Genomic DNA, 14,220 nt, shown 5'->3' on the forward strand with positions numbered 1-14,220 from the left:
TTCCTCTAATTTTGCCTTCAAACTTAGAAACCCCAAAATGGATCACATAGAAACAAAACCTTTAAGTAATAAATTGCTCTTTATTATGGCTATAGCTATAGCCGCAACAGCAGCCAATTTATATTATAACCAACCTTTAATACCATCCATAGGAAAATCTTTAGGATTAAGCGATGGTGTATTGGGTTTTATTCCCTCGGCATCTCAAATAGGTTATGCTATGGCCATCTTCTTCATTTCTCCTTTAGGCGATGTCATGAATCGAAAATTACTCATCAGAAACCTTTCTATAACCTTAGTTATCGCATTACTCGCTGTGTATTTAGCACCAAACTTTGCCGTTTTAATAGTGGCCACTTTCGTGGTTGGTTTAGGCGCCAACATCACCCAACAATTAATACCATTGGGAGCGTCTTTGTCTTCGTTAGAAAATAAAGGCAAAGTGATGGGCACATTAATGACGGGTTTAACCACAGGTATTTTATTATCTAGAACTTTAAGCGGTTTTATAGCCGAACATTTTGGCTGGCGTGCTGTATTTTTAAGCGCAGCCATTATTGCCGCTATTATTGGTGTGGTGTTACAAACGGCTTTACCATCAAACCAACCTACAGCGCAATTAAAATACACCAAACTGTTAGGCTCTATGTTTACTTTGGTAAAAACAAAACCTGTATTACGTCAAGCCGCTTTTGTTGGTGCTTTATGGTTTGCTGCATTTAATGCCATGTGGGCCACGATTGCCATCCATGTGATGGACGTACCTTTTTCTTTTTCCGTACAACAAGTCGGTTTATTAGGTTTTGTTGGTGCTGCCGGTATTTTTGGTGCGAAAATAGCAGGTAAATGGGTCGATAAAATTGGAAGTCGGAAAGTAATGATAGTATCCCTTTCATTAGTCCTTTTAAGCTTTGTGGTCTTGGCACTCGGGCAAAATAATATCATTGTACTTTGTATGGGTATTATACTACTCGATTTAGGTGTTTTTGGTTCTCAAATACCAAATCAGGTACGTGTGTTTGCTATCGATGTTAATGCCCGAAGCAGAACCAATGCGGTATATATGCTGTTCTATTACATTGGCGCCTCGGTAGGTTCTGCACTTGGCGTATCTGTGATTAGTAAATTTGGTTGGACGGGTTTAACCGTTTTCGGAGGAGCATTAGCTGCCACTGCTCTTATTTTTCATTTAACGAGAAAATTAAAATAATTCATCAAAACGTGCTTTTCTGAAAATAGAAATTTTAGTAGCGAAGTTACAACGCTAAAATTGTTGCACATACTAATACGATATCTTATGAATACTACAGAACATAACACCTTACAAGACGCATTAAGAGCAAAACAAGGCGGTTGGGAAGCCAAAGCCACAGAGGCTCAAAAAACTATGACGGCAGACAACCTTGACGCCATTATAGCAACTCACTTTAAAGACAACGCCATAAATGTTGGCGATAAAGCGATAGATTTCTCATTAAAAAATGCCTTAGGTGCATGTACTAATTTACAAGACACATTAAGTAAAGGCCCTGTAATACTTACCTGGTATAGAGGTGGTTGGTGCCCATATTGTAATTTAACCTTGCAGTTTTTACAAAAGAGCCTTCCTGAATTTGAAAAGTACGGCGCTAAGCTATTGGCTTTAACCCCAGAATTACCCGATAAATCGCTTTCTACATCCGAAAAACACCACTTAAAATTTGAAGTTTTAAGCGATGTTGGAAACAAAGTAGCCAAACAATACGGACTGTCTTTTAAACTAACCGATGCTTTAGCCGAAGTTTATAAAAATGGTGTGGGTTTACAAAATTACAATGGTGATGATAGTAGCGAACTTCCTATTACAACAACCTACGTGATAGATAAAAATGGCGTGGTACAATACGCCTTTTTAGATGCCGATTACCGAAAAAGAGCCTCGATAACTGATATTATAGCAGTATTAAAAACACTGTAATGCCTTAATAAAAATTAGTAGATACACCTATGGATTAATTTATAAATAAGAATTAACTTCGTTACCTATGTTTTTCCTTAATAGGCATAACATAATATTTATTATGCTCTAGCTTTTAACAGATTATGAGTAATAAAAGTAATTATATAACTAGTTGCCCTTAATAAAAAAAAATGAACATATGAGCAAAATTTACAGACTATCATTTTTAGGAATTTCATTTGTAATCTTAATTATTTTAGGCTACACATTAACTGATAATTTCGATTTTCTTCTAGACCATTTTTGGTTTACTTCTGGATTATTACTGTTAATTCTGCTCTCACTAATTGACCAACCACATTTTTCGAAAGATTCTAACATTTTTGTTAATGCAATAACCGCAGGAATTTCATTACTAATTGTAGACGAAAATAATCGAGATTTTATTTTTTGGGTTTTTCTTTCAATAATTATTTATTTAACTGTAAGTAGCTATGTTTTATTATGGTTAAGGCAGAAAAGCCTTGGTTTGGAAAATAAATTAGTTCGTTTAATATCAAGATTAAACAGAGAAATTGGAAAACCCGAAACACTTTTTTCAAGCTTTTTCATTTGGGGAGTTTATAAACAATTTGGAACTGGAAATAATCAATTTAATGGACTGTTATTATTTTGGGCAATATTTATTATTTTAAATATTCCATCTTTAGCTAAATCGATTGAAGATTTATTCGCAATTGGAAAAGATAAAAGTAATAAGTTAGCATTAGGACAAATATTTGGTGTACAATCAAAAAACACTTTTTTAGTACGCTTATATGATTCTTCAGAAAGAATTGTAAATACTCGTATTTTCGACTTTGTAGAATTTAAATATTCAACAGATAAAAAGATTAGAAAAGGTTTACTTTTAGAAACATATCTATTAAATCAACAACAATGGGTTAAAGTTTTATCTAATAATGAAATAGAAAAAATATTTGATGAAAACATTTTTGAAAATCATAAATCAGATGTCGTTTATAGAATAGACAAAATTCCTAAAAATGATTATTTAAAAAGATTTGTAGGTATTGTAACTGAAAATAGTACTATTTCCAAAATACGTTTCATCTACAATTCTAAAATAAAAATTAATGAAGGGCAGCTTTTAGAAGTATCCATTCAAGGTCAAAAAGTTCTTTATCAAATTGTCGAAGGAATAACAAAAATTGAACAACTGGAAAACAAAAACCAAACTGGACTTATTTTAGGAGAAGCTTTACAACTTGGTACTTGGAATGAAGATAAGTTTCAATTTGAACAATTCGGTTGGGTTTCAGAAATTAACACACCAATTTATATAGCTTCACCTATTAAAGAACCTAAAATTGAAGATAATGAATATAAAATTGGAAACATACCAAATACGAATTACCCAGTAGTCTTAAATAAAGACACTGCAATATCTCATCATATGGCAGTAGTTGGAGTTACAGGAACAGGTAAATCAGTATTCTCTAGAAACCTTATTCGACAATATTTAGAAGACGAAAACACCAAGGTTATTTGTATTGATTTCACGGGAGAATATATTGGTAAATTTGCAGATTTAGACCCAATAAAAACTATTGATGAACATCTTAGTGAACAATTATTTAAAGATATTGATTATATAGAACGAGAAATAGGAAACAATTATAATAAAGACAATGATAATTCAAGGAAAAAGAAAAAAGAAGTTTCCGATAAAATTAACGAACAAGTAGAGATATTCTTAAAAGGAGATAATAAACTTTCTATTTTTGAATTACCTCACGTGGAAAATACAACTGGTGTTTTAACTTACACGAAAACATTTTTTAGAATTTTATTTCATATAGCTAAAACACAAAATAATTTTGGAAAACGAATATGTATAGTTTTAGAAGAAGCTCATACAGTTATTCCTGAATGGAATTTTTCTGGAGTATCAGATAAAGCTTCTCAACCTTTACTTAATAGTATTGCACAAATAGCCTTACAAGGACGGAAATATAATGTTGGTTTGTTAGTTATTGCTCAAAGAACAGCAAATGTTTCTAAAACAATTTTAACACAATGTAATACCATAATTTCATTTCAGGAATTTGACAAAACAAGTAGTGATTTTTTATCCAATTATTTCGGTCAAGAAATTACAAAGTCTTTACCAAAACTTAAATTTAGACAAGCAATTGTTGCAGGAAAGGCATTGAAATCCAACGTTCCTATGATATTTGAAGTTCCGAATATAAAAGAAGAATAACTACGGGCAACAAAGTATAAAATTAATGGTTGGTTTTAGCCTACTTGGAAAATTCCTGCGGAATTTTCCGCTGGCAAGTTTCTATTTACTAAATTAGTGCTTAAACACGCCACAAATATTATACGTAACCGTTAGCATTAATTCCAGAAAATATGTCATATGAAAGATGGGCTGTATACTCAGCAAAAGATCATAAAAAGATAAAAAATATAATAGTTGATTTACTATTGTATGATAAAATAGTTCTACCAACACCAGTGCATAACAAAACATTTGAACAATGGCAAAAAAAAGAATATGATCCAGAATTACAACAGAAAAGAATTAATCAAATAGGAAATGAACTATTAGTGATTACGAGATGGGATGAAAGTCTAATTAATAAATTCAGTACTAGAATGGCTCATTTGATGAAGAATAAAAAATATATTAATTCAATTATTGAAGGAAAAGAAACTAAAATTGAAGGAAAAGATTTTATAAATTATGAATCTATTCCTCTAGGTTACACTACTTCTTTGTTAAAAGCAAAACAAAAAGAAAATATACAACATAATATACCTAGCCATTTATCAAAAATAGATTTAATCGCCCCTTACTATAATCTTCAAGAATTAACTCAAGAAATGAAAATATCCAAACGGAATGATAAAATTGGGCAATTTGGAATAATATTGGAAAACGAATTAGAACTTCCTTATCATTTAGGAAATGAAGAAACTCTAGAAAATGTTATTGAATTAGTCAAATCGAAAAAATACAAAAACGCGAGAGCAAGATTATATAAATGGCAAAATGAAATATTCAGTTCTGATTATGAACCGAATGAGGCAATAAAAGCCTTAAAGATAGGAACAGAAGAACTAAATGATATTACTAAAAATGCATTCAAAAAAACCTTCAAAAAATCGATTTTTACGTTTGGTAGCATTGGAACTAGTCTAGTTGGAGCTGGATTTGGAGAAGTAACTGGATTAGTTTCAGCTGGCATTAGTACAGCCAGTTTTTTCATTTTTGATTTTAATGAAAGATTAGAGCCAATTAAAAATAGTCCTTTTGCAATTTTTTATGATATTGAAAATAAATATAAGATTAAGCTAAAAAACTAATGCTAACAACGGGTAATACGCAATGCGGGAGTTTGTACTGATTCGAAAATAAAGGTATATTTGGTTTGTCCGCCAAATCTTTTGATTTGGCTATTTGGCAAGAAAAAATAATAACAAAATAAAAAGTTTTGGCTCAGTGCCGGCTTGAACAGAAAGTGAAAGCTTACACCCGCACTGAGCATACCCAACACGTCCGCTTTCATTAACAAATAAATAACATAATTCCGGAAATATTGCATTTATATTTGCAAAGTGAGGGAAAGCTGTAAAATAAACAAAATGCATTCAACCTTGTCCATTTTTGGACTTGTGTTGTTACTATTGCTTTCGCCTTGTAAGGTTAGGAATGTTATTCAAGCTGAATTAGAAATTCCTCAAACCGAAGTCTTAAACAAGAGTCAATCTACAATTTCTCAATCCAATTGTCAGACATTTGAGTTTTCTGAAACTACTCAGACTATCTCAAAACCAACTTTTCAGCAATCTGACTTTCTAATTTCGGAAATCTCTCATTTTAATTTTACTGCCTATTTACTTAGGCATTCTTTTAATCTTAATACATCAAGAAACCAACAGGTTTCTGATGTTCCTCTTTATATTTTATATCAAAACCTCAAGGTCTATTCGTAATTGATTTTCTAAATAAGAAAACGTAAAGCAGTTGTTATTACTGCTATATAGCAATCAATTACAAATATCTAAAATGAAATTTCAAGAAAAAACACTTGAAGTTAGCTACAAATCTGTAGTTATACTTCGCATTATGCTTAGCCTAATTTTTATAATAGCAAGCACCAATCATTTCTTTAATACCGAAAAAACGGTGAGCAGAATAGAAAATTCCTCTATGGGTTTTATTGGATATATTCTAGGAACGCCGGAAATAGCTGTGCTGCTATCAGGAACTGTAATGCTAATTGCAGGCATTTCATTACTGCTTGGCTTTAAAACGAAAATGGCCTCAACAGTATTAATAGCCGTTTTAATTCCTATTACGCTAACAGTACAAGTTGGACAAATTACAACTCTAGGTCCGCTTTTTAAGAATGTAGCCATACTTGGTGGACTTCTTTTTTTTAGTATCAATTCAAACTTAAAAATTCAAAAACAATGAAAAATTCAATCTTATATATAACAACACTATTCCTTTTATTATTTGGAACCTCTCAATTACAGGCACAACATATTAACTCTAAAAAGAATAATTATGTAGTGCTTTCAAAAAACATAAAACAACTCAAACCTGTTTTGCTAACTGCCAATGCACTGGCAAAAGAAGACGGGAAAAAATATGGAGAATTTTATGTTATTATTTGTGGTAACACAGTGAATGACATTTCAGGAAATTCAGATTTCAATGCCTTGTTGGAACAAGCAAAAGTCCAAAATATAAACGTTTTTGTATGCGGTATTTCACTTTCAAAATTTAATATAAATCCAGAAACGTTGCCGAGTAATCTTGAAATAACGCCCAATGGTATTTTATATGGCTTTCAACTTAAAAAGAAAGGTTTTATCACACTTACAATCTAATACATTATGAAAACAGTACATATAAAAAATGATGCAGGGCTTTTGGCTCTAGCATTAAGATTAGTAGTAGGTTGGACTTATTTTTCGGCATTTTGGAGAAGAACAATATTGGCAGATAAACTAGATCCAGAAGTAGCTGGTTACATAGGCGAAAAGTTTAATGCTTTTTTACCTAACGCTTTAGGCATAAAACCTATTATCCAATACTTGGTGGAAAACCCAGATGTACTTTGGATAAATATGGTAATATTTACCATTGTTGAAGGTATTGTTGGCTTATTCATACTATTTGGGTTATTCACTCGAATTATGAGTATTGGTGTATTTAGCTTGGCTATGGGTATTCTTTTGGGGTCGGGTTGGATTGGTACAACCTGCTTAGATGAATGGCAAATTGGTGTATTAGGAATAGCTACAGGCTTTGTTTTGTTCTTAACAGGAAGCGGAAAATACTCCGTAGATAATTATGTAATGAAACACCATTTTGCTTTCACTAAAAAAAAATGGTTTAGTTGGTTGGGCTCAGGAATTTTACCAATTAAAGAGCGTATCTTTCCTAAAGTAGTATTAATAGGTTCTCTATTTATTTTTGGAATGACCCTAATGACTAATCAAGTATTTCACGGTGGACTTTGGGGAACACTTCATAACAAATCGGTAAAACCAAAACTTGAAATAACTAGTGGTGAAATTCAAAACAACATCCTTTCTTTTGATGTCTTTAGAACCGAAGGTGTAGATGTTTATGGGGCTTGGGTTATAGGTATTCATTTATATGACAGTCAAAAAAACTCAATTTTAGAATACACCCAAGAAGATTTATCAGCCTTGAACAAAATGAGTATTGCAAACTACTATGTTGCTAAAATAAAACCAGGAAAACATAGCTTAGTTGTGCCTTTAGGAGCAAAAGCAAAACTTAATTTAGAACATGATGTTTTATCAAACTTACCTAACGGAATATATACGCTTAAAATTACAGACATAAGTGGTGCATATTGGGTACATCAGATTGAAAAATAACAAAAACTAGTAATACCTAAAAAGCAAAGGGCGTTTGAAGATAATTCAAACGTCCTTTTTTTTTATAAAGTCCATTAAAGAAATTACAGTTGATAGAAATGGAAATGAAATAAAAGAAATTTAAAAAAAAAGGACTCAATCATTCAATGAAATAAAAAAAGGAATAAATGACACCATCGAATTAATATTTTTTTTGATAATATCTCCAAAATCGTACCTGCTCCACACCTACTTTCAAAACGCACATGGGTTTTCTATTCGGTTTGTATTCACTAAATTTACCGCTTTACTACGAAATAAAATTTAGAGCATACCATCTATAAAAAATATAAAAAATGTCAATAACGCAAGAAGAAGAATTAGTAGGCATGAAAAAGATTAGTGAAGCCGTTGCAACAACGCTAAAACTAATGCGCGCCTACGCCAAAGTGGGAATGTCTACGAAAACATTAGACGACTATGGTGGTGAAATTTTAAAGCGTTATGGCGCTAAATCGGCCCCTTATGAAACCTATGGATTTCCGGGGTATTCTTGTATATGTGTAAATGAAGAAGCGGCGCACGGCGTACCATCGGAGAAAAAAATATTAAAAGAAGGCGATTTAATTAATATAGATGTTTCGGCAGAACTCGATGGTTTTTGGTCTGATAATGGTGGTTCTTTTGTACTTGGCAAAGACATTAATAATCACCAACCTTTGGTCGATGCTTCTAAAGACATTTTACGTAAAGCCATAAGTAAAATTAAGGATGGCGTTGAAATTTCTGAAATCGGCTATTTAATAGAAGCTGAAGCTAATAAATCTGGTTTTATGGTTATTGAAAATTTAGCTGGCCATGGTGTGGGTAGAAGTTTACACGAAGCTCCTGAAAATATTTTAAATTACGGCGATAGTAATAATAAAGAACGGTTTAAGAAAAACACCACGGTAGCTATAGAAACTTTTATTTCGACAAAATCTACAGTTGCTGTAGAATTAAATGATGGTTGGACTTTAGTTGGAAACAAAGGAGGCTATGTTACGCAACACGAACACACGATACTGGTAACTGATAATAAGCCCATTATTTTAACCGAATCTAACGATATTTGGAATTAAATAATGGCTACATCAACCTTGATAAACATAAAAACGCCTTAAAATTATGTTCGGAATAATAAACTTCGAAGCTTTTGTAATTGCTTCATTGATAATGAATTTTACTCCAGGTGCTGATACTATGTATATTCTTGGACGAAGCATTGCGCAAGGAAAAAAAGCAGGAATTTTATCGGCGTTAGGTATATCCACGGGTGCCGTTTTCCATATTATTTTTGCCACTTTAGGATTATCTATTATACTTGCCAAATCGGCTACAGCCTTTGAAATAGTTAAATATTTAGGCGCAGCGTACCTTATTTTTTTGGGACTAAAAAGCATCTTTAAAAAACAAAATGAAACATTTGATTTAGATGATGAACATAAAACGGTAAACTATAAGAAAATCTACCTTTCGGGCGTACTTACCAATGTTTTAAATCCGAAAGTTGCACTGTTTTTTCTTGCTTTTTTACCACAATTTATAGATCCTAACTATGTGCAAAATGCACTTCCATTTCTAATGCTCGGTATTACCTTTTTAATTACAGGAACCATTTGGTGCTTGATGTTGGCTTTATTCGCTTCAAAATTATCTCAGCGCATAAGAGCAAATTATAAAATAAAAATATGGTTAGATAAAATAACGGGTGGTATTTTTGTGGCTTTAGGCATAAAACTTGCCTTAATGAAAAAATAACATGTCTTCCTAATTAGGCATAGCTAGATACGTCATGATCATAGACCAAATTCTTAACACCATATATCCACTACCCGATGCTTCAAAATCGACCATTAAAGCGTGTATTTCAGAAGTAAGTTATCCAAAAGGACATGTTTTGTTGCGAGCCGATAAAATTGAAACCAGCATCTATTTTATAAAAAAAGGCATTGTTCGTGCTTATACCAACTCGGCCGACAATGAAATTACATTTTGGTTTGGAAAAGAGGGCGATGCCGTGATCTCGATGAAAAGCTATGTAGCTAATCAAAAAGGATATGAAGATATTGAGCTATTGGAAGACTGCGAGCTTTACGAATTGAAAACTCACAATTTACAGGAGCTTTTTGACAAAGACATCTGCATAGCGAATTGGGGCCGCCGTTTTGCCGAGCAGGAACTTATAAAAGTTGAAGAACGCTTAATTTCAAGACAGTTCAGCACAGCGAAAGCAAGGTATACTGAACTTTTAATGAATAATTCCGAGTTGATTCAACGTGTACAATTGGGGCATATCGCCTCTTATTTGGGCATCACGCAAGTGAGTTTAAGTAGAATACGAGCAGAAGTAAAATAAGATTTCTTTTTTATCATTTGTATAATTTTACGTCATTTCCATTTCTCACCTTTGCAAAAAATTAAAGTTATGAATTGGATTATATTAGTTATTGCAGGTCTATTTGAAGTGGTATTTGCATTTTGTTTGGGTAAAGCAAAAGAAACCACAGGTAATGAAATGTATCTCTGGTATTTAGCTTTCGCCATTACTTGCGGTGTAAGTATGACGCTTTTAATAAAAGCCACGCAAACACTACCTATTGGCACAGCATACGCCGTATGGACAGGCATTGGAGCCGTTGGAACGGTTTTAGTTGGCATCTTAGTGTTTAAAGAACCTGCAACATTTTTAAGATTACTTTTTATCACCACTTTAGTAGGTTCTATTGTTGGGTTAAAAGTGGTTTCACCATAAACAAGTTTGCACGGAGTTGTAAAACACAACATATTTGGTAACAAAATCTAAGAGCTATGCGGTTTTATGATGAAGTTAGCATTGAACAAATAAAAAATCATTTTGTTTTCGTGTCTATTGCGGTATATTCGCAACTGCGCAAAATGTATCCAAAAGTAAAAAGCACAACATGATAAAACAAAGATTAGTATCAAACTTCGAAAATATCTTTAGAGCCAAGGTTCACTTTTTTATGAAGAAATCCATCTGGAAATACTTGATATTGACTTTAATTCTTGGTTATTTAAAACCGATAAATGGGCTAAATCCGTTAATCACGGCGGTAATATATTTTGCAGGAATCAACGCAATCCTATGGCCATTACAATACGTTAGTGCTAAATCTTTTGCGAAAAAAATAAATTTTGATGCCCTTGTGGAGTTTAGTGAAACTGAAATTAAAATCAATCATGGCAATAAAGATTTAGTGGAATTGAAAGATTGGAGTTGGATTAAAAACATTGAATTGAACAAAAAACATATATGGCTAACCCTGAACCAAACGCCACCCTTTGGAATTTCTATACCGAAATCAAACTTAAATGCTTCTGAAATTGCATTGTTTGAAAACATGAGAAACAGGAAACAAAATAGTTAAATAGAACTAAACCTTGAATAGCTAATTTATCAAAAAAGCCCATAGTACGTTATTGCTTATTACCTGGCAAAATTTAAGTTATACATAACTATTGTTTTGTACGTTTTTATTAATCACTTTATTTCCAATAGCTTCAACCTATTTATCCTAAATTTAGGATAAATTTAGGATAAATTTAACTTAAACTTTTGTTAAGTGAAATTTGTAAATATATATTTTCACACAAATTATATTTACGAATTTTCCTATGATATTATTAATCGCCAAAAAAGAAGTTAAAGAACTTTTACGAAATAATAGGTTTCGTTTAATAAGTCTGACGCTCTTAATTTTACTTGTATTCTCAATGTTTATTAGTTGGAATACGCACACCAAAATTCAACAAGAGCACGAAACAGCTCAAAACTTAGCACGAGAACAATGGGAAAGCCAAGGCCAAAAAAGCGCTCACTCTGCGGGACACTACGGCACCTTTGCTTTTAAACCTATCCCAATATTGGCTTTAATAGATAATGGTTTAAATAAATATCTAGGCGTTTCCATTTTTTTAGAAGCACACCGCCAAAATTCAGCCTCCTACAAACAAATTACAGATCAAAATGACTTGGCTCGATTTGCCGATTTAAGTCCTGCTTTTGTCTTCATATTTTTAATGCCTTTACTTATTATTTTATTAGGCTTTAATAGTTTTACCACCGAAAAAGAAAGTGGAACACTTCAACTTATACTTAGCCAAGGCGCATCAAAAAGAAAATTAGTTTTAGGTAAAACTATAGGGATATGGTTTGCGCTTCTTTTATTACTTATTCCTGTCTTTTTATTAGGATTTTGCTTTATCGCTTTTTCAGATTATGAAGCGGGAGATCTATTACGATATGGACTTATTGTAATGAGCTTATTAATATATTACGGGGTGTTTATACATTTGTCTATTGCCACATCGGTATGGGCAAAAAGCAGTAATTTCTCTTTAATTATTTTACTTAGTTTTTGGATGATTTCAGCTTTACTTATGCCAAAATTAACAGCTGATATCTCTAAGAGAACCCATAAAACCCCATCAGCTATTTCATACCAAGAAGACATAAAAGAAGCGTTGGCCAATGGTATTAATGGCCATGATGCAACTTCGGAAAAAGCACTTGCTTTTAAAGATAGCTTACTAAAAACGTATAATGTAAAAAGCGTTGAGGAACTCCCAGTAAGTTTTGGTCAATTACTGCTTCAAGAAGGAGAAAAACATGAAACCACAGTGTACAAAAATGCCATGACACAGTTAAACAACGTGTATATCGAGCAATTAAAAGTACACCAACTTAATGCCTTTATTTCTCCTACCATTCTAATGAGAATGCTTTCAATGGAATTTGCAAAAAGTGATTTACAATCGCACTACAACTTTACATACCAAGCCGAAGAATATAGAGGTGCTTTGATTAGCAGTTTAAATAGTGGGCCAAGTGGTGCCGTAGATTCAGATTTTTTTAAAGAAAATATCAAGTTTGAATATCAGCCCATTACACTCTCTCAAACCATGGAAAAAAGCGCTAATAACTTATTGTATTTATTAATATGGTGGCTATTAAGTGGCATTTTAGTAATTCTATCTGTTCAAAAAAATAAATTGAAATGATTAAACTAGAACTTAAAAACTTAGTAAGAAACCCTTTAGTATTAATTTTAGTGCTGTTTCTATTTGTATTCATTTTGTTTGCCGCTTACAACGGAAAATCAAGAGTTAATAAACAATTAGAAGGTATTGAATTAGTGAAAAATAAGGAAAACACCTTTTATACTAACCACAAAACGATCTTAACCGCTATTGAAAAAGGAGAACAAGACGCGCCACGCAGAGTGTTTGAAGATCCCTCAAACCCTGTTGCTATGGGTAACTATTACGGTGGTGTTTACTTAATTTCAACGCCTGCTCCACTCGCTGCAATTAGTAATGGACAAAGTGATATTTTTCCCTATTACAGCAAAGTCAATATTAGTGGTACTAATGCAGCAAAAGATAACGACAATTTTGAAAACCCTTTAAATATTGCTACCGGCGGATTTGATTTAGCCTTTGTGTTTGTATTTATTTTGCCCCTTTTAATTATTGCGTTTAGTTATAATATTCTATCCTCAGAAAAAGAGCAAGGCACACTTAGATTATTACTTTCTATGCCTATTAACATAAAAACATGGCTACTAAAAAAAATAGTATTTCGTTATGTTTTTATCGTGTTATTAATAAGTACATTACTCACTTTATCATTAATTATAATAGGTGCTAATATCTTAAACTTATCATATTTAACATTATTATTAAGCCTTGCTTTATATACCTTATTTTGGTTTGCTTTAGCGTTTTTAGTAAACTTACTTAACAAGTCGTCTTCTCAAAATATTATTTTATTACTCGGTACATGGTTACTTTTTGTAATGATTATACCAAGCTTTGTAAACATCTTATCAAGTAGTATATATCCTTCGCCTTCTCGAGTTGAATATGTAACGGCAAAAAGAGCTATTGAAAAGGAATTTGAAAAGAAAGAAGAAGCCATTTTGCAAAATTATTATGCAGAAAACCCTTCGGAAAATAATGCGCAAGGCGAAACTGTAGATAGATTTAGAAACTATTGGAACAAAAATTTTATTCTCTTAAATGAAAAAGATAAATTCATGGAAGCGTTTGAAGGTAAGTTTGAAAAACAATCTATGAATCAACGAAACTTTGCCAATAGTCTCAGCTGGTTTTCTCCTGCTATTTTACTTCAAAATACCATGAATGAAATTGCAGAAACAGACACCCAGCACTATTTGAATTTTCAGAATGAAGCCAAACAATTTCAAAAAGAATGGACCGCTTATTTCTATAATAAATACAAAAATCATCAAAAAATAACCGTAGAAGATTTTAATAATTTCCCAAAACAAAAAAATAATTAAGAT

General features: G+C 32.2%; 14 protein-coding genes. All 14 read left to right on the forward strand.

Annotated features, from left to right (window positions below; all coding sequences use genetic code 11):
* Window positions 1-37: 37 nt before the first annotated feature.
* The 14 genes from QWY92_RS19065 (at window position 38) to QWY92_RS19130 (ending at window position 14,217) form a co-directional block, all read left to right on the forward strand.
* Entirely contained in the window at window positions 38-1,210 is a 1,173-nt protein-coding gene (locus tag QWY92_RS19065; protein ID WP_290274624.1) for an MFS transporter, read from the forward strand.
* An 87-nt stretch (window positions 1,211-1,297) separates the two neighbouring features.
* A complete protein-coding gene (locus QWY92_RS19070; protein WP_290274625.1) occupies window positions 1,298-1,957 on the forward strand; it encodes a peroxiredoxin-like family protein in 660 nt (219 codons plus the stop codon).
* A gap of 181 nt (window positions 1,958-2,138) precedes the next feature.
* Window positions 2,139-4,205, forward strand: coding sequence for an ATP-binding protein (locus QWY92_RS19075; protein WP_290274627.1), 2,067 nt, complete (start codon window positions 2,139-2,141; stop codon window positions 4,203-4,205).
* Between the two features lie 152 nt (window positions 4,206-4,357).
* A complete protein-coding gene (locus tag QWY92_RS19080; RefSeq protein WP_290274630.1) occupies window positions 4,358-5,314 on the forward strand; it encodes a hypothetical protein in 957 nt (318 codons plus the stop codon).
* 703 nt (window positions 5,315-6,017) lie between these two features.
* Window positions 6,018-6,428, forward strand: coding sequence for a DoxX family protein (locus QWY92_RS19085; protein WP_290274633.1), 411 nt, complete (start codon window positions 6,018-6,020; stop codon window positions 6,426-6,428).
* Window positions 6,425-6,847 carry a sulfur reduction protein DsrE gene (locus tag QWY92_RS19090; protein ID WP_290274634.1) on the forward strand — a complete coding sequence of 141 codons (423 nt, stop codon included), beginning with the start codon at window positions 6,425-6,427 and terminating at the stop codon, window positions 6,845-6,847. Before QWY92_RS19085 ends, QWY92_RS19090 begins: the two co-directional genes overlap by 4 nt.
* A gap of 6 nt (window positions 6,848-6,853) precedes the next feature.
* Entirely contained in the window at window positions 6,854-7,870 is a 1,017-nt protein-coding gene (locus QWY92_RS19095) for a TQO small subunit DoxD (protein WP_290274636.1), read from the forward strand.
* A 335-nt stretch (window positions 7,871-8,205) separates the two neighbouring features.
* Window positions 8,206-8,970, forward strand: coding sequence for a type I methionyl aminopeptidase (map, locus tag QWY92_RS19100; RefSeq protein WP_290274639.1), 765 nt, complete (start codon window positions 8,206-8,208; stop codon window positions 8,968-8,970).
* A gap of 46 nt (window positions 8,971-9,016) precedes the next feature.
* Window positions 9,017-9,649 carry a LysE family translocator gene (locus tag QWY92_RS19105; protein ID WP_290274641.1) on the forward strand — a complete coding sequence of 211 codons (633 nt, stop codon included), beginning with the start codon at window positions 9,017-9,019 and terminating at the stop codon, window positions 9,647-9,649.
* 34 nt (window positions 9,650-9,683) lie between these two features.
* A complete protein-coding gene (locus QWY92_RS19110; RefSeq protein WP_290274643.1) occupies window positions 9,684-10,247 on the forward strand; it encodes a Crp/Fnr family transcriptional regulator in 564 nt (187 codons plus the stop codon).
* A gap of 69 nt (window positions 10,248-10,316) precedes the next feature.
* On the forward strand, window positions 10,317-10,643 hold the full coding sequence (locus QWY92_RS19115) for a DMT family transporter (RefSeq protein ID WP_290274646.1): 327 nt from the start codon (window positions 10,317-10,319) through the stop codon (window positions 10,641-10,643).
* 169 nt (window positions 10,644-10,812) lie between these two features.
* Window positions 10,813-11,280, forward strand: coding sequence for a hypothetical protein (locus QWY92_RS19120; RefSeq protein WP_290274650.1), 468 nt, complete (start codon window positions 10,813-10,815; stop codon window positions 11,278-11,280).
* 247 nt (window positions 11,281-11,527) lie between these two features.
* Window positions 11,528-12,913 carry a DUF2705 family protein gene (locus QWY92_RS19125; protein ID WP_290274653.1) on the forward strand — a complete coding sequence of 462 codons (1,386 nt, stop codon included), beginning with the start codon at window positions 11,528-11,530 and terminating at the stop codon, window positions 12,911-12,913.
* On the forward strand, window positions 12,910-14,217 hold the full coding sequence (locus QWY92_RS19130; protein WP_290274656.1) for an ABC transporter permease subunit: 1,308 nt from the start codon (window positions 12,910-12,912) through the stop codon (window positions 14,215-14,217). Before QWY92_RS19125 ends, QWY92_RS19130 begins: the two co-directional genes overlap by 4 nt.
* Window positions 14,218-14,220 lie beyond the last annotated feature (3 nt).

The organism is Algibacter miyuki, from assembly GCF_030409805.1.
Classification (GTDB): Bacteria; Bacteroidota; Bacteroidia; order Flavobacteriales; family Flavobacteriaceae; genus Algibacter; species Algibacter miyuki.